Origin of the sequence: Rhizomicrobium sp. (assembly GCA_037200045.1) — a bacterium.
Classification (GTDB): Bacteria; Pseudomonadota; Alphaproteobacteria; order Micropepsales; family Micropepsaceae; genus Rhizomicrobium.
In genome coordinates this window covers 81,690-103,121 of sequence record JBBCHM010000003.1, presented here as the reverse complement: position 1 = coordinate 103,121, position 21,432 = coordinate 81,690, and the positions used below count along the sequence as shown (strand labels likewise).

The 21,432-nt window shown below is 65.9% G+C and carries 28 protein-coding genes; 15 read left to right on the top strand and 13 right to left on the bottom strand.

Annotated features, from left to right (window positions below; translation table 11 throughout):
- Positions 1-29 precede the first annotated feature (29 nt).
- The 5 genes from glpX to WDM86_23165 form a co-directional block, all read right to left on the bottom strand.
- The gene (gene glpX, locus WDM86_23185) at positions 30-1,034 is read right to left on the bottom strand and encodes a class II fructose-bisphosphatase (GenBank protein ID MEI9992918.1); all 1,005 of its coding nucleotides are present in this window, start codon (positions 1,032-1,034) and stop codon (positions 30-32) included.
- Entirely contained in the window at positions 1,031-2,311 is a 1,281-nt protein-coding gene (locus WDM86_23180; GenBank protein MEI9992917.1) for a homoserine dehydrogenase, read from the bottom strand. The genes glpX and WDM86_23180 overlap by 4 nt, the downstream gene beginning before the upstream one ends.
- The gene (locus WDM86_23175) at positions 2,308-3,522 is read right to left on the bottom strand and encodes an LL-diaminopimelate aminotransferase (protein MEI9992916.1); all 1,215 of its coding nucleotides are present in this window, start codon (positions 3,520-3,522) and stop codon (positions 2,308-2,310) included. Before WDM86_23175 ends, WDM86_23180 begins: the two co-directional genes overlap by 4 nt.
- A gap of 114 nt (positions 3,523-3,636) precedes the next feature.
- Positions 3,637-5,361, bottom strand: coding sequence for a hypothetical protein (locus WDM86_23170; protein ID MEI9992915.1), 1,725 nt, complete (start codon positions 5,359-5,361; stop codon positions 3,637-3,639).
- A 7-nt stretch (positions 5,362-5,368) separates the two neighbouring features.
- Entirely contained in the window at positions 5,369-6,628 is a 1,260-nt protein-coding gene (locus tag WDM86_23165; protein ID MEI9992914.1) for an OmpA family protein, read from the bottom strand.
- Positions 6,629-6,805: 177 nt separating this feature from the next.
- Between WDM86_23165 and phaC the strand changes: the two genes are divergently transcribed.
- Positions 6,806-8,686, top strand: a complete 1,881-nt coding sequence (phaC, locus tag WDM86_23160) for a class I poly(R)-hydroxyalkanoic acid synthase (protein ID MEI9992913.1) — start codon at positions 6,806-6,808, stop codon at positions 8,684-8,686.
- Positions 8,687-8,937: 251 nt separating this feature from the next.
- Positions 8,938-9,153 (top strand): hypothetical protein, encoded by a 216-nt coding sequence (locus WDM86_23155; protein MEI9992912.1) that lies wholly within the window; start codon positions 8,938-8,940, stop codon positions 9,151-9,153.
- Here the strand turns inward: WDM86_23155 and WDM86_23150 are convergent.
- Genes WDM86_23150 through argC form a run of 3 tightly spaced genes read right to left on the bottom strand, consistent with a single transcriptional unit; the run spans position 9,150 to position 11,430 of the window.
- Positions 9,150-9,749, bottom strand: coding sequence for an FMN-binding negative transcriptional regulator (locus WDM86_23150; GenBank protein MEI9992911.1), 600 nt, complete (start codon positions 9,747-9,749; stop codon positions 9,150-9,152). The two genes, WDM86_23155 and WDM86_23150, sit on opposite strands and share 4 nt — an antisense overlap.
- Positions 9,749-10,477: a phytanoyl-CoA dioxygenase family protein gene (locus WDM86_23145; GenBank protein MEI9992910.1), complete on the bottom strand. Its 729-nt coding sequence runs from the start codon at positions 10,475-10,477 to the stop codon at positions 9,749-9,751. The genes WDM86_23150 and WDM86_23145 overlap by 1 nt, the downstream gene beginning before the upstream one ends.
- 2 nt (positions 10,478-10,479) lie before the next feature.
- Positions 10,480-11,430, bottom strand: a complete 951-nt coding sequence (argC, locus tag WDM86_23140; protein MEI9992909.1) for an N-acetyl-gamma-glutamyl-phosphate reductase — start codon at positions 11,428-11,430, stop codon at positions 10,480-10,482.
- A 219-nt stretch (positions 11,431-11,649) separates the two neighbouring features.
- On the opposite strand from argC, the gene WDM86_23135 reads away from it, so the two are divergent.
- Both WDM86_23135 and WDM86_23130 read left to right on the top strand, forming a co-directional pair.
- Complete coding sequence (locus WDM86_23135; protein MEI9992908.1) at positions 11,650-12,021, top strand: DUF805 domain-containing protein; 372 nt, start codon at positions 11,650-11,652, stop codon at positions 12,019-12,021.
- Positions 12,022-12,131: 110 nt separating this feature from the next.
- The gene (locus tag WDM86_23130; protein MEI9992907.1) at positions 12,132-12,404 is read left to right on the top strand and encodes a hypothetical protein; all 273 of its coding nucleotides are present in this window, start codon (positions 12,132-12,134) and stop codon (positions 12,402-12,404) included.
- Positions 12,405-12,487: 83 nt separating this feature from the next.
- On the opposite strand, the gene WDM86_23125 is transcribed toward WDM86_23130, so the two are convergent.
- Positions 12,488-12,664, bottom strand: a complete 177-nt coding sequence (locus tag WDM86_23125) for a hypothetical protein (protein MEI9992906.1) — start codon at positions 12,662-12,664, stop codon at positions 12,488-12,490.
- A gap of 36 nt (positions 12,665-12,700) precedes the next feature.
- Here WDM86_23125 and WDM86_23120 point away from each other — a divergent pair, with 36 nt between their 5' ends.
- Positions 12,701-12,973 carry a hypothetical protein gene (locus tag WDM86_23120; GenBank protein ID MEI9992905.1) on the top strand — a complete coding sequence of 91 codons (273 nt, stop codon included), beginning with the start codon at positions 12,701-12,703 and terminating at the stop codon, positions 12,971-12,973.
- Positions 12,974-12,978: 5 nt separating this feature from the next.
- A complete protein-coding gene (locus WDM86_23115; protein MEI9992904.1) occupies positions 12,979-13,452 on the top strand; it encodes a YbjN domain-containing protein in 474 nt (157 codons plus the stop codon).
- A 121-nt stretch (positions 13,453-13,573) separates the two neighbouring features.
- Here the strand turns inward: WDM86_23115 and rpsI are convergent, their stop codons facing one another.
- The 4 genes from rpsI to WDM86_23095 form a co-directional block, all read right to left on the bottom strand.
- A complete protein-coding gene (gene rpsI / locus WDM86_23110) occupies positions 13,574-14,011 on the bottom strand; it encodes a 30S ribosomal protein S9 (GenBank protein MEI9992903.1) in 438 nt (145 codons plus the stop codon).
- Positions 14,012-14,072: 61 nt separating this feature from the next.
- On the bottom strand, positions 14,073-14,546 hold the full coding sequence (rplM, locus tag WDM86_23105; GenBank protein MEI9992902.1) for a 50S ribosomal protein L13: 474 nt from the start codon (positions 14,544-14,546) through the stop codon (positions 14,073-14,075).
- A 137-nt stretch (positions 14,547-14,683) separates the two neighbouring features.
- The gene (locus tag WDM86_23100; GenBank protein ID MEI9992901.1) at positions 14,684-15,718 is read right to left on the bottom strand and encodes an alpha/beta hydrolase fold domain-containing protein; all 1,035 of its coding nucleotides are present in this window, start codon (positions 15,716-15,718) and stop codon (positions 14,684-14,686) included.
- A gap of 109 nt (positions 15,719-15,827) precedes the next feature.
- Positions 15,828-16,196: a PRC-barrel domain-containing protein gene (locus WDM86_23095; protein MEI9992900.1), complete on the bottom strand. Its 369-nt coding sequence runs from the start codon at positions 16,194-16,196 to the stop codon at positions 15,828-15,830.
- An 85-nt stretch (positions 16,197-16,281) separates the two neighbouring features.
- On the opposite strand from WDM86_23095, the gene WDM86_23090 reads away from it, so the two are divergent.
- The 9 genes from WDM86_23090 (at position 16,282) to WDM86_23050 (ending at position 21,416) form a co-directional block, all read left to right on the top strand.
- Positions 16,282-16,827, top strand: coding sequence for a hypothetical protein (locus tag WDM86_23090; protein ID MEI9992899.1), 546 nt, complete (start codon positions 16,282-16,284; stop codon positions 16,825-16,827).
- 10 nt (positions 16,828-16,837) lie between these two features.
- Complete coding sequence (locus tag WDM86_23085; GenBank protein MEI9992898.1) at positions 16,838-17,641, top strand: enoyl-CoA hydratase; 804 nt, start codon at positions 16,838-16,840, stop codon at positions 17,639-17,641.
- A 29-nt stretch (positions 17,642-17,670) separates the two neighbouring features.
- Positions 17,671-17,994 (top strand): type II toxin-antitoxin system RelE/ParE family toxin, encoded by a 324-nt coding sequence (locus WDM86_23080; GenBank protein ID MEI9992897.1) that lies wholly within the window; start codon positions 17,671-17,673, stop codon positions 17,992-17,994.
- A complete protein-coding gene (locus tag WDM86_23075) occupies positions 17,991-18,275 on the top strand; it encodes an XRE family transcriptional regulator (GenBank protein MEI9992896.1) in 285 nt (94 codons plus the stop codon). The genes WDM86_23080 and WDM86_23075 overlap by 4 nt, the downstream gene beginning before the upstream one ends.
- Before the next feature lie 4 nt (positions 18,276-18,279).
- The gene (locus tag WDM86_23070; protein ID MEI9992895.1) at positions 18,280-18,795 is read left to right on the top strand and encodes a CoA-binding protein; all 516 of its coding nucleotides are present in this window, start codon (positions 18,280-18,282) and stop codon (positions 18,793-18,795) included.
- A 2-nt stretch (positions 18,796-18,797) separates the two neighbouring features.
- Positions 18,798-19,106: a hypothetical protein gene (locus WDM86_23065; GenBank protein MEI9992894.1), complete on the top strand. Its 309-nt coding sequence runs from the start codon at positions 18,798-18,800 to the stop codon at positions 19,104-19,106.
- 61 nt (positions 19,107-19,167) lie between these two features.
- Complete coding sequence (locus WDM86_23060; GenBank protein MEI9992893.1) at positions 19,168-19,395, top strand: hypothetical protein; 228 nt, start codon at positions 19,168-19,170, stop codon at positions 19,393-19,395.
- A 38-nt stretch (positions 19,396-19,433) separates the two neighbouring features.
- Positions 19,434-20,081 (top strand): glutathione S-transferase, encoded by a 648-nt coding sequence (locus WDM86_23055; GenBank protein ID MEI9992892.1) that lies wholly within the window; start codon positions 19,434-19,436, stop codon positions 20,079-20,081.
- Between the two features lie 63 nt (positions 20,082-20,144).
- On the top strand, positions 20,145-21,416 hold the full coding sequence (locus tag WDM86_23050) for an O-acetylhomoserine aminocarboxypropyltransferase (GenBank protein ID MEI9992891.1): 1,272 nt from the start codon (positions 20,145-20,147) through the stop codon (positions 21,414-21,416).
- The last annotated feature ends 16 nt before the right edge of the window (positions 21,417-21,432 follow it).

Here is a 21,432-nt window from a genome sequence, read left to right as displayed (position 1 = left end):
TTTTGGTTCGGGTCAATTCCAGACCGTCTCTACTTCTCATCCTTGATATGGCGCGCGCGGACGTGGCGCGCCTTGATCCAGCGCACGGTGCGGGTCGCCGAACGCATCACCACGCTGTGCGTCGTGATGAACTCGCCGTCGTAATGCACGCCTTCGAGCATCGAGCCGTCGGTCACGCCAGTCGCCGCGAACACGCAATCGCCGGACGCCATGTCCAGCAGCGAATATTTGCGCTTGAGGTCGGTGATGCCCCATTTCGCGGCGCGCTCGCGCTCCGAATCGTTGCGGAACACCAGCCGCGACTGCATCTGGCCGCCGACGCAGCGCAGCGCCGCCGCCGCCAGCACGCCCTCGGGCGCGCCGCCCTGGCCGATATAGATGTCGATGCCGGTGGACGGATCGGTGCAGGCGATCACGCCCGCGACGTCGCCGTCGGTGATCAGCCGGATCGCCGCGCCCGCGGCGCGCACCTTCTTGATCAATTCCTCATGCCGCGGCCGGTCCATGATGCAGGCCGTGATGTCCTTCGGCTTAACGCCCTTCGCCTTCGCCATGGCCAGGATGTTCTCGGCCGGATCGGCATCGAGATCGACGACGCCCTCCGGATAGCCGGGCCCGATCGCGAGCTTGTCCATGTAGGTGTCGGGCGCGTTGAGCAGCGTGCCGGGCTCGGCCATCGCCATCACCGCCAGCGCGTTGGCCATCGCCTTGGCGGTCAGCGTGGTGCCTTCGAGCGGATCGAGCGCGATATCGACGGCGAGGCCGCCGGTGCCGACCTGCTCGCCGATATAGAGCATCGGCGCCTCGTCGCGCTCGCCCTCGCCGATCCGCACCGTACCCGAAATGGGTAGTGAGTTGAAGGCGATCCGCATCGCCTCGACGGCGGCGTGGTCGGCGGCGTGTTCGTCGCCGCGGCCGATCTGCTGGGCGGCGGCAATCGCCGCGGCTTCGGTGACGCGCACCGCCTCCAGCGAGAAGGCGCGGTCGAGCGGGCTGTGTTTGCCGGGCGAAATCGCGGGATTCTTGGGATTCACGCTGCCTCCATTGGAATCATGCACGGGCGCGCGCGCACCTTGTCGGAGGTGGCTATCGCCTTCAAGGCGCGTTCGACCGCAGCCTGTGCGGTTTCGTGGGTAATCATGACGATGGACACCGGCTCGCCGGGGCTTCTGGCGCGCTGCACCATGCTGCCGATCGAGACCCGGGCCTCCGCCAGATGGCCGGCGATTTCGGCCAGAACGCCCGGCACATCCAGCACCTCGAACCGCAGGTAATAGGCCGAAACCGCCGCGCCGGGGTCGGACGGCACCAATGGCTTAAGGGTAGCGGCCGGGCGGCCGAAGGCGGGACCGAAATTGCCGCGGGCGATATCGACCAGGTCGGCGACGACCGACAGCGCGGTCGGCGCCTCGCCGGCGCCACGGCCCTCGAAGAAATAGCGCCCGGCCGGTCCGGCATTGGCCATCACGGCGTTGAACACGCCGTCCACATCGGCCAGCGGCGTCCCGGCCTTGACCATGGAGGGCTGCACCCGCTGGTCGATCCCCTGGGCGGTGCGGCGCGCGATGCCGAGCAGCTTGATGCGGAAGCCGAACTCGCGGGCGAAGGCGATGTCCATGGGCGTGATGCCCTCGATGCCGTCGACGGCGATGTTCTTCTGGTCGGGCACGGTGCCGAAGGCGAGGCTCGCCAGCAGTACCAGCTTGTGCGCCGTGTCGCCGCCGCCGACGTCCAGCTTGGGATCTGCCTCGGCATAGCCGAGCGCCTGCGCTTCGGCGAGCACATCGGCGAAGCCGCGCCCGGTCGCCTCCATCTGGGTGAGGATGTAGTTGCAGGTGCCGTTCAGGATGCCGCGCACCGTCTCGACGCCATAGGCGACGAGGCTCTCGCGCAGCGCCTTGACGATCGGGATGCCGCCGGCCACCGCGGCCTCGAATTTGAGCGCGACGCCCGTCTTCTCGGCCAGCGCCGCCAGGCGCGCGCCATGCTTGGCAAGAAGCGCCTTGTTGCCGGTCACGACATGCTTGCCGGCAGCCAGCGCCGCCTCGGCCAGCGACAGCGCCACGCCGTCTTCGCCGCCGATCAGCTCGACGACGACATCGGCATCCGATCTGGCGAGCGCCAGGGCGTCGGCGGTCCAGGCGAATTTCGTCGTGTCGAAACCGCGATCCTTGCCGCGGTCGCGGGCCGACACCGCGACGATCTCGAAGCCGCGCCCGGCGCGCTCGGCGAGCTCGGGGTTGGCCAGCGCCTTGACGACGCCGCCGCCGACCGTGCCGAGGCCGGCCATCGCGATCTTCAAAGGCTTCACTTCGCGGTTTCCAGGACGGACGGCTCGTTGACACGCAGCGACAGGAATTTCTTCACGTTGCGCGCCGCCTGGCGGATGCGGTGCTCGTTCTCGACCAGCGCCACGCGGACATAACCCTCGCCATATTCGCCGAAGCCGGTGCCCGGCAGGACGGCGACCTTGGCATGGATGAGCAACTGTTTTGCGAACTCCATCGAGCCCTTGTCGCGGTAGCTCTCCGGCACCGGCGCCCAGGCGAACATCGAGGCCGGCGGCGAGGGGATGTCCCACCCTGCCCGCTTCATCGATTCCACCAGCACGTCGCGGCGCGACTTGTAGATGGCGCGGATCTCGTCGGCGCAGTCCTGCGGGCCGTTCAGCGCGGCGGCCGCCGCCACCTGGATCGGCGTATAGGCGCCGTAGTCGAGATAGGATTTGATCCGGCCGAGCGCATGGATCAGGTGCTTGTTGCCGGCCGCGAAGCCCATGCGCCAGCCGGGCATGGCATAGGTCTTGGACAGCGACTGGAATTCGATCGCGATGTCCTTGGCGCCGTCGACCTGCAGGATCGAGGGCGGCGGATTCGCGTCATCGAAATAGATGTCGGCATAGGCGAGATCGCTGAGCACCCAGATCTCGTGCTTCTTCGCGAAGGCCACGATCTCCTTGTAGAAATCCAGCCCCACCACCTGCGCCGTCGGATTGGACGGATAGTTCACCACCAGCGCCAGCGGCGAGGGCACCGAGTGCTTCACCGCGCGGCCGAGATTGCTCAGATATTCCTCGGGCGTGCGCGCCGGCACATGGCGGATCGCGGCGCCGGCCAGGATGAAGCCGAAGGCGTGGATCGGATAGGCCGGGTTGGGCACCAGCACGACATCGCCTGGCGCGGTGATCGCCTGGGCGAGGTTGGCGAAGCCCTCCTTGGAGCCGATATTGGCGATGACCTCGCTGTCGGGATCGACCGTGACGCCGAAGCGGCGGGCGTAGAAGGCGGAATAGGCCTTGCGCAGGCCCTTGATGCCGCGGCTCGCCGAATAGCGGTTGGAGCGCGGATCGCGCGCCGTCTCGATCAGCTTGTCGACGATGTGCTGCGGCGTCGGCATGTCGGGATTGCCCATCGAGAAGTCGATGATGTCCTCGCCCGCCGCGCGGGCCCGCGCCTTGAGGATGTTCACTTCCTCGATCACGTAGGGCGGCAGCCGCTTGATGCGGTAGAAATCGGTTTGCATGGCCTTGGAACCTGATGTCGCACGCGAAGCACCGCCTCGCGGGCGGAGCATCATGGCAAAAAGGCCGCGCCGTCAATGTGGTTAGAGGGCATTCTTAACCTGCGCGGGACGCGGTCATCCGCCGCTCATAAGGCGGACGCAGGCGGCCCGTTGGGCGGGCTTCAGCCCCGGCGCCAGGACGACCTCCTGGACGTCGGCGAATTCCTTGCCGGCGGGCTTGTAGCGGACGACGAAGGTGCGGCCCTTGGCATCGGCGACCCGGTAGGACCAGTCCACCCGGGAATCGCCCTGCTTGCCGGCCAGGTAGGCGATGCGGCGCATGCCCTCGCGGATGCCGGCCGCGTAGGCGGGGCCATACGGATCGACGCCGGTGAAGACGCCGGTGGCGGCGGATTTGTCGGTGTCGAAGCCCTTGTCGAAGACCGGGACGCGGATCGCGCGGATTTGGGCGCACGCGCCGAACAGGCCGGCGGGGAGAAGTTCGGTGTCGCCCTGGTCGATGTAGCGTGCGAGGTCCTTCGCGAGGTCGACATTCGTTCGGCCGCGCAACGCGAGGCGGAAATTCTCCACAAGGTCCGGCTTGTGCGCGTCCGGCGCGGCGACATAGGCGTCGCGCATCGCGAACATCACGCTGTCCAGATTACGCGTGCCGCCGCTCGCCCGGCGGATGCGGTCGTCGGCGAGATAGGCGAACAGCATGCCGCGCTGATAGGGAAGCTGCTCGATCGCGTAGTTCGTCCAGAACTCCTTTTCGATGCGGGCGTTCGGCGCGTTGCGCGCGGGCGACGTGTCGTAGGCCAGCAGCATGTCGTTCAGGTCGGCGACGAAATCCTCCAGCGACCAGATGCCGGATTTGAGCAGCGTCCGCTCGGCGTAGAAATCGGTGAAGCCCTCGCTCAGCCAGTATTCCAGCGCCTCGGCCGGTCCGTCGGGCGGGCGGCCGATGCGGCGTGGGATCCAGCTATGCATGTGCTCATGCGCGATGGTGCGGCGGATGCGGCTCTCCGGCGTATCGGTCGTTCCGTACAGAGCGAACGCATCGGTGCGGCCGGTGCCGCCGCTCGATCCCGTGCCGTCGATCGCGAACAGCGTGACGAGGAAGGGGCCCTTCACGTCGTTGCCCCAGAAGGCGCGCTGCACCGCGACGGTGCGGCCGAGCACGTCGGCCAGATGATCGCCCGTGAACGGCCATTTGCCGCGCACCGCGAAGCGCAGCGTGCCGCCGGGGATCGGCCGGCTGTAGACCGCGACGTCGGCGCCGCCAAGGATGGTGCTTTCGCCGATATCGGCGACCGTCATGGCCCGGCCCATCGCGCCATGTTCGAGATCGGACGCGACCTGCCAGCCCCTGGGCAACGGCCCCCAATGGAAGGTCGCCGGCCACAGATCGCCGTCATGCGGCATGACGAAGATGTGCTCGCCCAGTCCCGCGAACCAGCCGGGCTGCAGAACAGCGCCGTGATAGGGATTGCCGTCGCTGCCCTTCGGGTCGCCCGGATAGGCGCTGTTCACGGCATAGCGCAGCGTCACCTGCGCGCCCGGCGCGAAGGCGAGGACGCGATGGGCCGGGTCGGGCGCGCGCAGCGTGGCGCCGCTGACCGCGAAGCCGGAAAGGAAGCGCCAGCGCTTGTCCTCGCCCATGCTGCGGTCGGGCAGATCGAAGGTCAGGCTGCCACGCCCGTCGCCGCGAAAATGCAGCTCGACGGCGAGCGACGTCACCCTGCCCGCTTCGACGACCGGGGTCAGCTTGTAATCGAAGGCCAGCGGCGCGGGCGCCGCGCCGTTCGCGGCCACCCAGCACACCGCCAGCGTGGCGGCGACCCAGCCCGGAACGCGCATCGGCGCCTCAGCCCTGGACGAAGATCTCGGCGCGGCGGTTGCCGGCTTCGCCTTCCGGCATCGATTCGTAATAGACTGGCTGGCTGTCGCCGACCGCCTCGACCAGGACGCGGCTGGCCGGCACGCCTTCGCGGATGATCTCGGCCGCAACCGCGTTCGCGCGCTGCTGCGACTTCTCGAAGATCGCCACCAGATGCTTCTCGACCGGCATGTTGGGGGTGCGGCTGGAGGAATGGCCGACCACCTTGATGAAGCCGGTGGCGCCGCGCTGCTGGAACGCCGACACGGCCGCCCGCACCTGCTCGCGGCCGGCCGCCGTCAGCTTGGTGCTGTCGCCCGGGAACATCACCACCGCCGTCGGCGGCAGGCCGGCGGCGTTGGCGTAGACGCTGGGCGTCGACGGCGCGTTGTTCAGGGCATCGAGATTGGCCACCACCGAGCCGCCCATGGTCTCCGGACCGCCGATGGCCGTCGCGCGGCCCCTGCCGTGACGTAGCGGCACGGCGGCCGCGACCGCGTCGCCGCCAGCCGGAGCAAACGGCGTGGTCGCGACGCCGGCATTGGCGGCGGTCTGCTGGTAGCGGGCGATGATCGGCGACGCCACGAATTGCGAGACGGATCTGTCCAGCGCCGGCGCGGTGGACGGCTTGAAGCCGAGCTGCGCGTCCGACATCGCGGTCGGCTGGGCGCCGGGGATGCCGGAAGCGGAGGCCACGGCCGGTACCGCCGGCTGGGCGCCGGGCGGCGGCGCGATGGGAGCGGACGCCACCGGCGTGGCGGGCGCCGGCGAAGGCGCCGCGGCAGGCGACGGCGCGGGAGCCGGGGCGCTATCGGACGGGGCTGGCGCCGGTGCGGCGGCATCCGATGCCGGCGCCGGAGCGGGGGCCGCGGCCGGCGCGGGCTGCGGCGGCGTCGCGTCGGCGACGGTCGTCGTATCGGTGGCGGGTCCGGGCGGCGCGGCCGCGGCCTCGGTGCCGCCGCGCAGCGCGTCGGCGCTGTAATTGGCGCGGGCGCGGTCGGCGGCGAGCGAGTCGGCAACTTCCTTCTGTTCGTCGGGAGTCGTGGTGCCGCTCGGCTTGTCGGGCACGCTGGCCAGATCGGGCGTCGTCGGCGTCGCGGCATCGGAGGTTGCGGCAGGAGGCGGCGCGGCGTCGGGCGGGTAGCCGTTCTGATCGGCGGCCGGAGCGCTCGCCGGCGTGTCGTCGCCCACCACGTCGTTGTAGGCCGAGTCAAGCGTCGAGCAGGCGCTCGTACCCAGGGCGAACACACACACAGCCGCGAATCGCAATGCCGCTCTGGTCATGCCGTTCAACCTCAACCCAATCGGAATCCGTTAAGCCTTCGGTATACAGGCGCAAGCGGGGCCTTCCAAGCGGAACCGCTCCACAAATCCATGAAATCTTGTGGCAAATTGGCTCTTGCGGCGGATTCCGCTGTCTTGCTTGTGCGCGATGCCACGGGCTATCACACCGACGCACGCGAGCCGGTGACGACCATGCAGAAGAAGCTCGATGATTCGGGGAAGGCCGACGATGCCGCAACGGCATCCGCCAATCGCTATTCCGTCGGCGATCCCGGGGAGTTCGCCCGCAACATGGTGCGCGTCGGGCAGCAATCCCAGAAGCTGCTGGGCGATTTCCTCAAGCGGCAGGTCGACGGCGCGCGCGAGCCGATGGACCCGCTCAATCTTACCGAGCCGTTCCTGCTTCTGGTCAAGGCGATGGCCGCCCATCCCGCCAGCATCGTCGAGGCGCAATTCCAGCTCTGGCGCGACTTCCTGGGCCTGTGGGAGACCACCGCGCGCAAGATGCTGGGCGGCGAGACCGAGCCGGTGGTGTCGCCCAAGCCCGGCGACAAGCGCTTCAAGGACAAGGACTGGCAGGAAAATCAGATCTTCGACTTTATAAAGCAGTCCTACCTGCTGACCGCGAACTGGATGCAGGACACCGTCGCCAAGGTCGAAGGCATCGACGACGATACGAGGAAGCGCGTCGGCTTCTATACCAAGCAGTTCGCCGACGCGATCGCGCCGACCAATTTCATCTTGACCAATCCCGAAGTGCTGCGCGCCACGCTGCAATCCAACGGCGAGAATCTGGTCAAGGGCCTCGACAACCTGCTGGAGGACATCGACCGCGGCAAGGGCCAGCTCTCCATCCGCCAGTCGGCCGACGCCTTCGAGATCGGCCGCAATATCGCGACCACGCCGGGCAAGGTGATCTTCCGCAACGAGCTGCTCGAACTCCTGCAATACGATCCGACCACGGCGGAGGTCTATGAGCGGCCGCTGGTGATCTTCCCGCCCTGGATCAACAAGTTCTACATCCTCGATCTGCGCCCCGAGAACTCGTTCATCAAATGGCTGGTGGGCCAGGGCTACACGGTGTTCGTCGCCTCCTGGGTCAATCCCGACCGCCGTCTCGCGCAGGAGACCTTCGAGGACTACATGCGCAAGGGCATCTTCGCCGCCCTCGACGCGGTCGAGCAGGCGACCGGCGTGCGCGATCCCAACGTGGTCGGCTATTGCATCGGCGGGACGCTGCTGACGGCCACGCTCGGCTACATGGCGGCGACGAAGGACACCCGCGTCCATTCCGCGACCTTCTGGGCGGCGCAGGCCGATTTCAGCGAGGCGGGCGATCTCACCATCTTCGTCGACGAGGCCCAGCTCGAGGCCTTGCGCGAGCAGATGGAGAACGCCGGCGGCGTGCTGGAAGGCTCCAAGATGGCGACCACCTTCAACATGCTGCGCGCCAACGATTTGATCTGGTCCTTCGTGATCAACAACTACATGCTCGGCCGCCAGCCGATGCCGTTCGACCTGCTCTACTGGAATTCCGACACCACGCGGATGCCGGAGAAGACGCATCTGTTCTACCTGCGCGAGTGCTACAAGGAGAACAACCTCGCCAAGGGCAAGATGGTGCTCGGCGGCAAGACGATCGATCTTTCCAAGGTGAAGGTGCCGGTCTATCTGCAATCGGCCCGCGAGGACCACATCGCGCCCTTCCGCTCGATCTTCAAGACGACCAAGCTGTTCAAGGGCCCGATCCGCTTCATCCTGGCCGGCAGCGGGCATATCGCGGGCGTGATCAACGCGCCGGCCGCCAAGAAGTACCAGTACTGGACCAACGACAAGATCCCCGCCACGGTCGAGAAATGGCAGGAAGGCGCCAAGGAGCATGCCGGCTCCTGGTGGCCGGACTGGGACAAATGGCTGGCGAAGCTGTCGGGCAACAAAGTCCCCGCCCGCAAACCCGGCGACGGCAAGCTGCCGACGCTCGGCGACGCGCCGGGCGAGTATGTGAAGGTCAAGGCGCAGTAGGTGCCGCCGCCATTTGAAATATTGGGCGACATCGCGCAGATCGAAACGATTGCGACGGCATCCGGCATCCGAGAATTGTCGCGGTTGAAGAGAATTTACGGCCGAGGACGATGGCGAAAACGCAAAGGCGTTGCACGCATCCGCCTTTCCCAATGGCACGCCGCTTCTGGCTGAGATTCACTGGTATGAAGCCGCCGGGATCGGCCGCAAGGAATTCAAGATCAAGGAAATTCTCTGAACCGACGGGCCCGATGTCAAAGCAACTCGTGATCTGCGTGAACAACCAAGGCTATCCGGCCGCGCTGGAGAAGCGGAAGATCTATGTTTCGCTGCGCGATCCGTCGGCGGAGAAGAACGGCCTGGTGAGGATTGTCGACGAGTCCGGCGACGACTTTCTCTATCCGGCATCCTTCTTCCGTCCGATCGCGCTGCCCGACAAGGTGAAGAAGGCTGTCCTGGCGGCTTAAATCGTCCGCACGCGTCTCATTTCCCGCGCTACCGCGTCGCCGCGCGCTTCAAGGCCGTGCGCCGCGCCTTCGAAATCGGCCGCCTTCAGGTTCTGCGAGAGCTTGAACTTGCCCTCCAGCGTCTCGAAGCGCAGCGAGAAACCGGTGATGGCCTTCAGCAGCATCGCCATCCGTTCCGCCGGCACTTTATCGATCGTCCAGGGCTTCTTCGGCGCCAGATGCGCCTCCTCGGCGGCCGAGAGATCAACCAGCAGCGCGGTCAGCGCCGTTTCGTCGAGGCGCTCGGCGATCCCCTCGCCTTCCACCGCGCTGTAGTTCCAGGTCGGCACCGTCGTTTTGGTCTCGTACCAGTCGGGCGAGATATAGGCGTGGGCGCCCAGGAAGGAGAGCCTCAGCCGCGCGCCGTCGGCTGCCTGCGCCACCGGATTGTTCGCGGCGAGATGAAAGCGCACGCCCTCCGCATCCAAGATCACCGGCGCATAGGCGAATTGCACAGCACCATCATGCGCCAGCGCAATGGTCGCGAAGGGGTGCGCGCGAATGAAGGCGTCGAGCACGGTCCGGTCGTCGACGGCGAAGGCGGCCGGGCGGTACATCAATCGGCTCCCATCAGGTAGCGGTCGAGCGTGGACACGCGGGAGAGATCGCGTTTTTCACGGAACGTCGCGATGGTCGCGTGGCTCTGCCAGCAGATCTGGAGCGTGCGGCGTGGCGCGCCGCTGACGTTGCGGAGTCCCGAATGCACCAGCCGGCCATGAAAGAGCAGCATGTCGCCCGGATCGCCCTCGACCACGATCTCGCACGGATGGTTCATGAATTGGGCATAGTCGTTCATCTCGCCGGGTTCGAATTGGGTGCCCGGAACGAGCCTGGTCGCGCCATTCGCCGCGCCATAGGGATCGAGAAAGCCCAGCCCCACCACCATACCCGGTCCGTTGCCGTCATCGGGCCAGTCGCGGTGCAGGACCTGATAGCCGCCGCCGGGGCTGGGGTCGCGGCCTTGCACCTCCTTGAGGAAGAAGCGGCGCCGCAGGATGTGGAACACGCAGGCCAGCAGCGGCGGCGACAGGCAGATCCGGCGCACCGCGTCGTCATTGTCGAGCATCGCGTGGCGCGTGCCGGCCTCGCGCGGGGCCGGCCATTTGTCCGCCGCGAGAAACAGGACCTCGAACCGGGCGCGCAGATCGTCCAGCAGACCGGCCGGGATGGCGCCGCGCAGCACGACATAGCCGTCCTCGTCGAGGGCGCGGGTAGCAGCCGGCGACAGCGTTGCCGCGGTCACGCCGGCCTGCTCGAGAGCCTCCTCGATCGAGCCGATCGCCATGCTCAGACGAGGCCGGTCGTCTCGGGCAGGCCGAGCATGAGGTTGAGGTTCTGCACCGCGGCGCCCGAAGCGCCCTTGCCCAGATTGTCGAGCACGGCGCTAAGCCGCGCCTGCCCGGTCTTCTCGTTCGAAAAGACATAGAGCTTGAGTCGGTTGGTGTTCCTGAGCGCCTCGGCATCAAGCGTCTTGACGGCGGCGGCCTCGGCGGGGCTTGCGACCTCGACGAGCGGCCGGCCCTTATAGGCGTCGGCCAGCGCGGCGTGCAGGTCGGCGGCTTTCGGCGCGCCGTCGAGCGACCAGAGCTGCAGCGGCACTTCGACGATCATGCCGCGGTAGAAACGGCCGACATAGGGCGAGAAGACCGGCGCGTGGCGGAGCCCGCCGCGCTCGGCCATTTCCGGAACATGCTTGTGCGCGAGCTGCAGCGCATAGGCGCGCGCGACCGTCTCGACATAGGCGGGCGAATCCCGCTTCTCGAATTCCGCGATCATCGCCTTGCCGCCGCCGGAATAGCCGGAGATGCCATGGGCGCTGAGCGGCGCGTCGGCCGCTATCAGCCCCGCCCTGACCAGCGGCCGCACCAAGGCGAGGAAGCCGGTGGACCAGCAGCCCGGATTGGTCAGCCGAGCGGCCTTGGCGATCGCCTCGTAATTGCCGGGCTCGAATTCGGCGAAGCCGAATACCCAGCCGGGCGCGACGCGATGGGCGGTCGAGGCGTCGATCACGCGCACAGCGGGGTTCTCGATCAGCGCCACCGCCTCGCGCGCCGCCTCGTCCGGCAGGCACAGGATGACGACATCGGCGTCGTTCAGGGCGGCGGCCCGGGCGCGCGGGTCTTTCCGCTCGGCATCGCCCAACTGGACCACGGCCAAGTCGCGCCGCCCCGCCAGCCGCTCGCGGATTTCCAGCCCCGTGGTGCCCGCGGCGCCGTCGACGAAAACTTTCTTGCTCATGGCCGTAACTTTCCCACCGGATTAAGCGCGCCTTTCCTTGACAGGAACCCAGCCCACTCCTTACCTCAACCGGGCCGGCGTTGCCTGCGGGATTTATACCGTATGGCGGGGGAGTGTGGGTGCCGGCTCCATTGCGTGCCGCGCATGGCTCGCCCTGGAGGTTCGACTCCTTCGCCCCCACCTTCTGGCGGCTTCCGCCGCGCTCCACGGAGACGAAAAATGGAACCCATCAACTGGTTCATGAATGTCGTCACACAGCATTATTTCGACTTCAACGGACGCGCCCGCCGGGCGGAGTTCTGGTGGTACGTCCTGGTCTACGTCATCGCCGAGGTGATCCTGGGCGTCCTTCAGAGTATCCTCGGTGTCGGCCAGGCGCTGACGAGCCTGTTCGGTCTCGCGCTGTTTCTCCCCAGCCTCGGCGTCAGCGTCCGGCGGCTTCACGATATCGGCCGCAGCGGCTGGTGGTTCCTGATCAGCGTCATCCCGGTCGTCGGCTGGATCCTGATCATCTATTGGTACGCGCAGCCCGGCACGGTCGGCGCCAACGAATTCGGCGCCGATCCCAAGGCGGGCGTCACGCCGGTCTAAGCTATCGATCGGGCTCCTCCCGGCCGCGCAGTTGGCCGGGAGGACACCGCGCGATTATCGCGCGGACGGCTCGTCATCCTTTTGCGAATACCCAGTTTGGGCGGCGCTTCATGGTGCGACCCGTCGTTAAGCGAATACCAGCATTCCAAGCCACATGGGCTTCAGTTCATTTATCGCCACGGAGGGCGCCCGAAACGGCGCTGCGCGCGCGTGCCGAACATTACCGCTCGACGCTCGACAACCTGATGGGGGGCTGCCAGCTGATCGGCTTCGATTGGCGCTATCTCCATCTCAACCGAATGGCGGCCCATCACAGCCGCCGGCCCAACGCCGAACGCTTCAGCCTGCCGGTCGCGGCCGGATTGGAAGAAGAAGACGCCTGATGCCGCCGGCGGCAAAGCAATAAAATGAATTCCGTGCCATTCAACGCTCCACCGTCATCCGACCGTTGAATTTTTCGCGTATTTCAGGTCACATAGATGAAGTCGGAGGAAACGCCCTGGATATTTCCGTTCCAGAGGCGATCATGGCTCGAATTATTGAGAATACCGATCGACGATTGCGGTTGCAGGTGGGTGGCCGCGGTTTGAGTACCTGCATTTGCACGCTTGACCGCGAGAGCAATGTTGCCGAGCTCGCGCATCTCGCGCTCCGTATTCGGTATAGGCGCGAGCGGATCGTGTTTTCCAATATTCGAACTGCTCTGGTGAAGCGCCGGGGGCGGGCGAAGACCTATCGCACGCTGCTTGAAGTCAGCGGCGGACGACAAATCTCGCTCGGTGAATATACCAAGGAAGAGGCATTGGAAGCCGCGCAAGCAATCCGTGATTTCCTCAGGGATTCACACCAGTTGCGGGCAGTCTTTCCCGAAAGCGCGGTGTCGCCGGAAACCCGCGGCGTTGACGACAAAACGGCCTGTTCTGATCTGGGCATGGGACAGTCGCGGGAGTGACACGCATGCGGGCAGGAATTGTGGGCGCCGCGGCGCTGGCCTTGATCCTGACGTCCGGCGCGGCCTTGGCCAGAGACATTCCGGCCGGCGGCTTCACCACCGGCGACATCATCGCCTGGCTGCACAGCAAGGGTTATCCGGCGGAGCTGACGACAGGCTCCGGCGGTTTGCCGCATGTCCGGAGTAATTTGGGTGACGTGACCTTCGGGGTCTACCTGTTCGACTGCAAGGCAGATCGCTGCGGCTCGATACAATTCTCCGCCGGATTCGCCACGCACGGAAAATTCGACATATCCCGGATCAACGAATGGAACCGCGACCATCGCTGGGCGCGCGGCTATTTCGACAGCGTGAACGATCCCTGGATCGAATACGACATCGACCTGACGCCGGGCGGCACCTATGAGCTGCTAGACGACGAATTCGTGACCTGGAACACCATGGTCGACCGGTTCACCAAACTTTACGGGCTGCCATAACGCCGGCGAGACGGAAGGGACGGCGGTCTCACCGAGCGGGAAACTGCGCTCCGCAATATGAAAACAGCGGCCTACATTTCTGTAAGCCACTGTTCTTAAGGAACGAGACGAAGCGTATGGCTCAGCGCTTGCTGAACTGGAACGAACGACGCGCCTTGGGGCGGCCGTATTTCTTGCGCTCCACGGCGCGCGGATCGCGCGTCAGGAAGCCGCCGGGCTTCAGCGCCGCGCGCAGCGTCGGCTCGTAGCGAACCAGCGCGCGCGAGATGCCATGGCGCACCGCGCCGGCCTGCCCCGACAATCCGCCGCCGACGACCGTCACGATCACGTCGAACTGACCATCCCTGTTCGTCGCAATGAGCGGCTGGCGCAGGATCATGCGCAGCACCGGGCGCGCGAAATAGACCTTCTCGTCGCGGCCGTTGACCGTGATCGCGCCGCGGCCGGGCTTGATCCACACCCGCGCCACCGCGTTCTTGCGGCGGCCGGTGGCATAAGCACGGCCCTTGGAGTCGCGGTTGGACTTGGGCTGCTCGCCGGGTTCCGCCTTCTCCGGCACCTTGGCCTTGATCAGCGTCGACTTGAGTTCGCCGAAGCTCTTTACGTCTTCCGCCATGAGCCTAGCTCGCCTTCTTGAAGTTGGTGTTCTTGGGATTCAGCTTCGCCACGTCGAACGGCTCGGGCTGCTGCGCCGCGTGCGGATGCTCCGCCCCCGCATAGACGCGCAGATTGGAGAGCTGGCGCCGGCCGAGCGGGCCGCGCGGCAGCATGCGCTCCACCGCCTTGTGCAGCACGCGCTCGGGGAACTTGCCGCGCATGATCTGGCCCGCGGTGCGCTCCTTGATGCCGCCGATGTAACCGGTGTGGTGGTAGTAGGTCTTGTCCTTCATCTTGTTGCCGGTCAGCACGATCTTGGCGGCGTTGATCACCACGATATTGTCGCCGCAGTCCATGTGGGGCGTGAAGGTCGTCTTGTGCTTGCCGCGCAGGCGCAGCGCGAGGATCGAGGCGAGCCGGCCGACGACGAGCCCTTCGGCATCGACGAGGATCCACTTCTTCTCGATCTCGGACGCCTTGGCCGAGTAGGTTTTCATCGCGATACCTTGTGAGGAATTTCGGTTCAGGGCGCCGCTATTACGCGGCGCGGCCGCGCAGGTCAAGACAAAGCGCCGGGATTCCTGCGCTTTTTTGATGCGGTATCTCAATACCGTAGCGCAAAGCGCGGGCCGGCTCAGGTCCGGGCGAAATCCGCGATGGCGATCGCGGCTTCCCGGCTGATGTCGGGACAGGTAATGGCGAAAATCTCCGTGCCGTGCACGGTGCCGAGCGCCACATGGGCGCGCGCCGGCACCCCGGCCCTCAAGAGCAGGCGGTAGAACGCGATGCCCTCGTCGCGCAAGGGATCGCATTCGTTGACGCTGATCACCGTCGGCGGCAGGCCCTTCACGTCGTCTTCCGTCGCGAAGGCCGGCCAGGCCAAGGGATCGCGCGCCTCATACGCCGCGATGCCATAGCCTATCGCGCCGCGGTTGTTGTGCAGATCGAGCAGGATGCCGTTGTTTTCGATCGACGAGGGATATTGCGCCTGCGGCCACATCCCGGCGATGTAGGGGCAGAGCGCGTAAAGCCCCTTGACGAGGCCGGCGTCGCCTTCCTTCGTCAGCTTCAGGCCGGTGGCGAGCGTCAGGTTGCCGCCGCCGCTCTCGCCCGCGATGACGATCCTTTGGGGATCGATCTTCAAGAGATCCGCATGGGCATGCACCCAGCGCAGCCCGGCGGCACAATCGTTGAGACCGGCGGGAAAGGGTTCCACTTCCGGCGCCGAGGACGCGCGGAGGCAATTGCGGAAATCGACCATCGCGACGGCGACGCCCCGCGCCGCGATGATGCGGCCCCAGGCGCGATACATCCCGTCGAAGCACGACATCGTCGCCATGCCGCCGCCATGGATGTAGTAGACGCAGGGTAGCCGCTCGGCATTGTCGGGCCGGATGAACTGGATCTTGATCGTGTTGCCGTCCGGTTCGGAGCGGAAGGTCTCGGTGCGGACGCTGAGCCCGGCCGAGGGCGCGATCTGCTCGTTGTCCACCAATTCCATCATGGCGGTGAGCTGCGCGGCGGCCGCCTTGGCCGCTTCGGTGTTCTCCTCCGCCAGCATCTGTTCGCGGCTCGCGACGTCGCCGACCGCCGAAATCGGCGGCATGGCGCCCAGGATGGCCTTGATGCGGGGATCGATGCGCGGATCTTCGGCGAGCTTGGAGGCCATGGCGGACGTTCCCCAAAGAGACGCTGCATTTTAGGGACTGTCGGGCGCAAATGAAAAGGCCCGGCTGTGGGGGACAGCCGGGCCTTCTCGCACGACAGGTAGGGGGGGCTTACCAGTCGCGTTTGACGTTGAAGTAGTCGTAGGAGCTTTCGCGGATCTTGCCGAAATCGCCGTCGTTTTTGGTCAGGTCCTCGAGCCGGTAGGTCGGTGCCTTCGAGATGACGTCCTGCGCCACCGGCACGACATAGCCGCCCATGTCCTTGGAGTAGCCGAGCATCGACCACGGAACCGGGAAGAACTTCTCGCCGAGGCCGAGGACGCCGCCCTGGCCCAGCGCCGCGAACATGATGCGGTCGGATTGCTTGTCGAGCACGATGTCCTCGACATGGCCGATCTTGTCGCCGGATTGATCGTATACGTTGGTGCCTTTGACCTTCGAGGCCAGAATCGCTGAGGTGTGACCGCTTGCCGTTGTCATGTAGTATCTCCCTTGGGACGCGGTATCTGAACGCCTTCTTCCTGCCTTCGTTCCGGTTTTCATTCGGTTCCCATTTGGAGTTTTCATGAAATCGCGCCTTGCCGCTCTCGCCTTCGCGTTCGCCATCGGCGGTGTGGCCATCGCCGCGCCGGTTGCGCCGCCGCCGCTCAAGGGATTCGTCAGCGACAAGTCGAAGGACTATTTCGGCTACTTCCTGCCGGCGTCGCCGATCGCGGCCGGCAAGTGGTCGCTGCGCAACCTGTTCGTCGCGCCGCCGGGCGACCTGAAGACCTTCGAAGCCGGCAAATCCGACAAGGCGTTTGGCGGCGTGATGATCGAGTTCGAGGACCTGACCAGCCCGGTGAAGACCGGCGAGGACAGCATTCCGTACCATACCGGTCAGATCCGCGTGCTGCCCATTGCGTATGCCCTCGGCAATGGCCATCTGCGCTTCACCGGCACCGACAAGACGCTCGGCACCGTCACGTTCGAGGGAACGTTCGGCGCCGACTTCTTCAAGAAGCCGACGCCGGACGTGCCGCATCCGGACGACCATCCCGTGCTAAAAGGCAAGCTGACGATCGGCGCCAAGAGCTTCGACGCGGCCTTCAACTGGTTCGGCGGCGACTGAGGAGACTGCAATGAACGCACCCGCAAACCTTCCCCTGGTGCTCGCGGCGCAGGACGGCGCCGTGCTGCGCCTCACGCTCAACCGCGGCGCCGCGCGCAATGCGCTGAGCCAGGGGCTGATGACGGCGCTGCAGGACGCGCTCGATGCGGCGGCGGCCGACACATCCGTCCGCGTCGTCGTCATCGCGGCGGACGGCCCCGCCTTTTCGGCTGGCCACGACCTCAAGGAAATGACCGCGCGCCGCGCCGACGCCGACAAGGGCAAGGCCTATTTCGCCGCGCTGTTCGCCCAGTGCTCGCGGCTGATGCAGTCCATCGTGCGCCATCCCAAGCCGGTGATCGCGCAGGTCCAGGGCATCGCCACCGCCGCCGGCTGCCAGCTCGTCGCGAGCTGCGACCTCGCGGTGGCGTCCGCCACGGCGCAGTTCGCAACGCCGGGCGTCAATATCGGCCTGTTCTGTTCGACGCCGATGGTCGCCTTGTCGCGCAACGTCGCGCGCAAGCAGGCGATGGAGATGCTGCTGACCGGCGAGACGATCGACGCCGAGGAAGCCCGCCGCATCGGCCTGATCAACCGCATCGTCGCGCCCGAGGCGCTGGCGGAAGAGACGGCCAAGCTCGCCGCCCTGATCGCGACCAAGCCGCACGGCACGCTGAAGATCGGCAAGGAGGCGTTCTACCGCCAGGTCGAGATGGGGCTGAGCGAGGCTTACGATTACGCCAGCCAGGTCATGACGCTGAACATGCTCGGCGCCGAGGCGGAAGAAGGCATCGGCGCCTTCGTGGAAAAACGCGATCCGAAATGGCCGGAGTAGCTGGACTTTATATCTGAACCGATATAATCATGAAGCTAGCCATTTTTCTGGGAGATGCCCGCAATACAATCGGCGCGTTCCCCGAATTGGCGCGCCGCGAGGCCGGCTTTCAGCTTGATCGCGTGCAAAACGGGAAGGACCCAGATGATTGGAAACCGCTCGGGATTGTCGGTCCCGGAGTCAGGGAGATTCGAATTCGCGAGCCGGGCGGTGCGTTCCGCGTCGTCTACTACGCGCACTTCGAGGAAGCGGTATATGTCCTTCACGCCTTCCGGAAGAAGACACAAAAGACCGCCAAACGCGACCTGGAACTTGCCGCAAGCCGCTACGCGCAACTGATGGTGCATCGATGAAAATGGAACAATTCGCCAGCGTGTGGGATGCGATCGAGCCGACGCCCGCCGAAGCCGAAGCCATGAAAGCGCGGTCGGCCTTGATGATGGCGGTGCAAGAGACCGTGAAGAAGTGGGATATCAGCCAGGCTCAGGCAGCCAAGAAATTGAAGATCACCCAGCCGCGCCTCAATGATTTGCTGCGCGGCAAGATCAACAAGTTTAGCCTCGATGCCCTGGTCGAACTGGCGTGGCATGCCGGATTGTCCGTTCGCGTCAAAGTCGCCCGTCAGGTTGTCTGAGCCCATGCCCAGCTATCCCGACGACCTCATCAGATCGATCCTGCGTTCGACCAAGACCATCGCCATGGTCGGGGCGTCCGGCAACGACATGCGGCCGTCCTATTTCGCGATGATGTATCTGCTCGCCAAGGGCTACACGATCCATCCGATCAATCCCTCGATGGTCGGCAAGAAGATCCTCGGCCAGACCGTCTACGGTTCGCTCAAGGACGTGCCGGCCCCGGTCGACATGGTCGACATTTTCCGCGCCTCCGACGCGGCGCCGGACATCGTGCGCGAGGCGCTGGCGGAGAAGGACCGGCTCGGCATCAAGACGATCTGGATGCAGCTCGGCGTCGTCAGCGAGGAAGCAGAGAAGCTGGCGCGGGACGCCGGTCTGACCGTGATCATGGACCGCTGCCCCAAGATCGAGCATGGCCGATTCTCGGGCGAGATCGGCTGGATGGGCGTCAACCGCAAGGTGATCGACAACCGCAAGCCCCTGATGTTCGGCAAGGGCGGCAACCTCAAGCGGGTTTGAGCATGAAGGCTCGCCTCTTCGCCGTCGCGCTTTTGTTCGTGCCCGCCGCCCGGGCGCAGTCCGACGCGCCGGCGCTCGCGCTGGCCGAACGCTACATGGCCGCGACCGGCGGGTCCTATGAGCTGATCGAGGAACAGAGCTATGTCGCGGCGAGGATCATGGGCGACACGCCAACCTCGCATGCGCGCCAGATCGCACTGCAGCAGGCGGCGATCCGCAAGAGCGCCGAGAAGATCTACTGCCACGAAACGCGCAAATGCAGCGGCGACAGCGGCTATGATCAGCTCGCCGGTCCGTCGATCCGCGAATAGCCGGGTTTGAAATCCGCCTGCCGCGTACCTACCTCCGTTTCGTCCAACGGGAGTGGTCGCGATGAAAAAGACTCTTGCGGTGCTTTTCGCGGTCGTGGCGCTTGGTCTTGCGACAGCGCCCGCGGCACAGGCGAAGGGCTGCATCAAGGGCGCCATCCTCGGCGGCATCGCGGGGCATTATCTGCACCATCATGCCGTGCTCGGCGCCATGGCCGGCTGCGCCATCGGCCATCACATCGCCGCCCAGCACGATCGCGATGCCAGGGCGGCGCATCGCGGGCATAACTGACTGTTGAATTGCCGTCGCGAATACATAGTCTGCCCCGCATGCTGAGAATCTGGGGCCGCCGCAATTCGATCAATGTGCAGAAGGTCCTATGGACCGTCGGCGAACTCGGCCTGGCGCATGAGCACGTCCCGGCGGGCGGGTCTTTCGGCTTGCTCGATACCGAGGAATTCGGCGCGCTCAATCCGAACCGGCGCGTGCCCGTGATCGACGACGGCGGCACGGTGATCTGGGAGAGCCACGCCATCGTCCGCTATCTCGCCGCGAAATACGGCGCCGGCGCGCTCTGGCCGGACGATCCCGCCATCCGCGCCCATGCCGACCAGTGGACGGACTGGACGCTCGCCGACCTCCAACCCGCCTTCATGAACGGCGTGTTCTGGGGCTTCTACCGCACGCCGGAGGACCAGCGGAACTGGCCGGCGATTCGCAAGGCCATCGCGCGCTGCGCGATCCTGTTCCGGCTGCTCGACCGGCATCTGGAGACCGGCGCCTTCGTCGCCGGCGAAACCTTCACGTTCGGCGACATCCCCGCCGCCGCGCAGCTCTACCGCTATTTCGAGCTCGAAATCGACCGCCCTGCTTTGCCCCATGTCGAGGCGTGGTATGAGCGGCTGAAGGCTCGCCCCGCCTATCGCGAACATGTCATGATCCCGTTCGACGATCTGAAAGGCCGCCTCGCGTTCTGACGCGGCGTTTGATCTATACCCTACAGAATTGGTAGAGTTTCTACCGGTCCACGGAGGTTCCCCATGTCCGACTACGGTTTCAACACGCTGGCGGTGCATGCCGGCGCGCAGCCCGATCCCGCCACCGGCGCGCGGGCCACGCCGATCTACCAGACCACCGCCTATGTGTTCGAGGACGCCGATCACGCCGCGGCGCTGTTCAACCTCCAGGTCTTCGGCAACATCTATTCGCGCATCATGAACCCGACCAATGCGGTCCTGGAGGAGCGGGTCGCAGCACTCGAAGGCGGCCGCGCCGGCCTCGCCGTCGGCTCCGGCCACGCCGCCCAGCTCATCGCGCTGCACACGCTGATGAGCCCCGGCGATAACATCGTCGCGGCGCGCCAGCTCTATGGCGGCTCGATCAACCAGTTCTCGCAAGGCTTCGCCAAGTTCGACTGGCATGTGAAATGGGCCGACACGACCGATCCGGCGTCGTTCAAGGCGCAGATCGACGATCGCACCAGGGCCGTGTTCATCGAGAGCATCGCCAATCCGGGCGGCATCATCAGCGACATCGAGGCGATCGCCGGCATCGCCCATGCCGGCGGCGTGCCGCTGATCGTCGACAACACGCTGGCCTCGCCCTATCTGATCCGCCCCATCGAATGGGGCGCCGACATCGTGCTGCATTCGGCGACGAAATTCCTCGGCGGCCACGGCAATTCGATGGCCGGCATCATCGTCGACAGCGGCAAGTTCAACTGGGGCAGCGGCAAATATCCGACGCTCAGCGAGCCCTGCCCGTCCTATCACGGCATGAAGCTCTGGGAGACGTTCGGGGACATGGCTTACGCCATAGCCTGCCGGGTGCTTGGCCTGCGCGATCTGGGGCCCGCGCTGTCGCCGATGAACGCGTTCCTGGTCATCACCGGCACCGAGACCCTGCCGCTGCGCATGCAGAAGCATTGCGACAACGCGCTGGCGGTCGCCAGATGGCTGCAGCAGAACCCCAAGGTCGCATGGGTCAACTATGCCGGCCTGGAGGACAATCCCTCCTACGGCCTGCACCGCACCTATTGCCCCAAGGGCGCCGGCGCGGTGTTCACCTTTGGGCTGAAGGGCGGCTATGAGGCCGGCGTGAAGGTGGTGAACGGCGTCAAGCTGATCAGCCATCTCGCCAATGTCGGCGACACGCGCAGCCTGATCATCCACCCCGCCTCGACGACGCATCGGCAATTGAACGACGACGAACGCGCCAGGGCCGGCGCCGGCAACGAGGTGATGCGGCTCTCCATCGGCATCGAGAGCGTCGAGGACATCATCGCGGATCTGGATCAGGCGATGGCGGGATGAGACCGCGTTTTTCAGT

What these genes read in the sequence shown, in the direction of transcription:
- WDM86_23085 (MEI9992898.1), top strand. Translation starts at nt 16,838, where the DNA reads ATGAACGCACCCGCAAACCTTCCCCTGGTGCTCGCGGCGCAGGACGGC.
- WDM86_23070 (MEI9992895.1), top strand. Translation starts at nt 18,280, where the DNA reads ATGCCCAGCTATCCCGACGACCTCATCAGATCGATCCTGCGTTCGACC.
- WDM86_23065 (MEI9992894.1), top strand. Translation starts at nt 18,798, where the DNA reads ATGAAGGCTCGCCTCTTCGCCGTCGCGCTTTTGTTCGTGCCCGCCGCC.
- WDM86_23100 (MEI9992901.1), bottom strand. Translation starts at nt 15,718, where the DNA reads ATGGCCTCCAAGCTCGCCGAAGATCCGCGCATCGATCCCCGCATCAAG.
- WDM86_23150 (MEI9992911.1), bottom strand. Translation starts at nt 9,749, where the DNA reads ATGTACCGCCCGGCCGCCTTCGCCGTCGACGACCGGACCGTGCTCGAC.
- WDM86_23050 (MEI9992891.1), top strand. Translation starts at nt 20,145, where the DNA reads ATGTCCGACTACGGTTTCAACACGCTGGCGGTGCATGCCGGCGCGCAG.
- WDM86_23060 (MEI9992893.1), top strand. Translation starts at nt 19,168, where the DNA reads ATGAAAAAGACTCTTGCGGTGCTTTTCGCGGTCGTGGCGCTTGGTCTT.
- WDM86_23130 (MEI9992907.1), top strand. Translation starts at nt 12,132, where the DNA reads ATGGTGCGACCCGTCGTTAAGCGAATACCAGCATTCCAAGCCACATGG.
- WDM86_23115 (MEI9992904.1), top strand. Translation starts at nt 12,979, where the DNA reads ATGCGGGCAGGAATTGTGGGCGCCGCGGCGCTGGCCTTGATCCTGACG.
- argC (MEI9992909.1), bottom strand. Translation starts at nt 11,430, where the DNA reads ATGAGCAAGAAAGTTTTCGTCGACGGCGCCGCGGGCACCACGGGGCTG.
- WDM86_23175 (MEI9992916.1), bottom strand. Translation starts at nt 3,522, where the DNA reads ATGCAAACCGATTTCTACCGCATCAAGCGGCTGCCGCCCTACGTGATC.
- WDM86_23145 (MEI9992910.1), bottom strand. Translation starts at nt 10,477, where the DNA reads ATGGCGATCGGCTCGATCGAGGAGGCTCTCGAGCAGGCCGGCGTGACC.
- WDM86_23155 (MEI9992912.1), top strand. Translation starts at nt 8,938, where the DNA reads ATGTCAAAGCAACTCGTGATCTGCGTGAACAACCAAGGCTATCCGGCC.
- WDM86_23055 (MEI9992892.1), top strand. Translation starts at nt 19,434, where the DNA reads ATGCTGAGAATCTGGGGCCGCCGCAATTCGATCAATGTGCAGAAGGTC.
- rplM (MEI9992902.1), bottom strand. Translation starts at nt 14,546, where the DNA reads ATGAAAACCTACTCGGCCAAGGCGTCCGAGATCGAGAAGAAGTGGATC.
- WDM86_23090 (MEI9992899.1), top strand. Translation starts at nt 16,282, where the DNA reads ATGAAATCGCGCCTTGCCGCTCTCGCCTTCGCGTTCGCCATCGGCGGT.
- WDM86_23125 (MEI9992906.1), bottom strand. Translation starts at nt 12,664, where the DNA reads ATGCGCGAGCTCGGCAACATTGCTCTCGCGGTCAAGCGTGCAAATGCA.
- WDM86_23135 (MEI9992908.1), top strand. Translation starts at nt 11,650, where the DNA reads ATGGAACCCATCAACTGGTTCATGAATGTCGTCACACAGCATTATTTC.
- WDM86_23170 (MEI9992915.1), bottom strand. Translation starts at nt 5,361, where the DNA reads ATGCGCGTTCCGGGCTGGGTCGCCGCCACGCTGGCGGTGTGCTGGGTG.
- WDM86_23080 (MEI9992897.1), top strand. Translation starts at nt 17,671, where the DNA reads ATGAAGCTAGCCATTTTTCTGGGAGATGCCCGCAATACAATCGGCGCG.
- WDM86_23095 (MEI9992900.1), bottom strand. Translation starts at nt 16,196, where the DNA reads ATGACAACGGCAAGCGGTCACACCTCAGCGATTCTGGCCTCGAAGGTC.
- WDM86_23075 (MEI9992896.1), top strand. Translation starts at nt 17,991, where the DNA reads ATGAAAATGGAACAATTCGCCAGCGTGTGGGATGCGATCGAGCCGACG.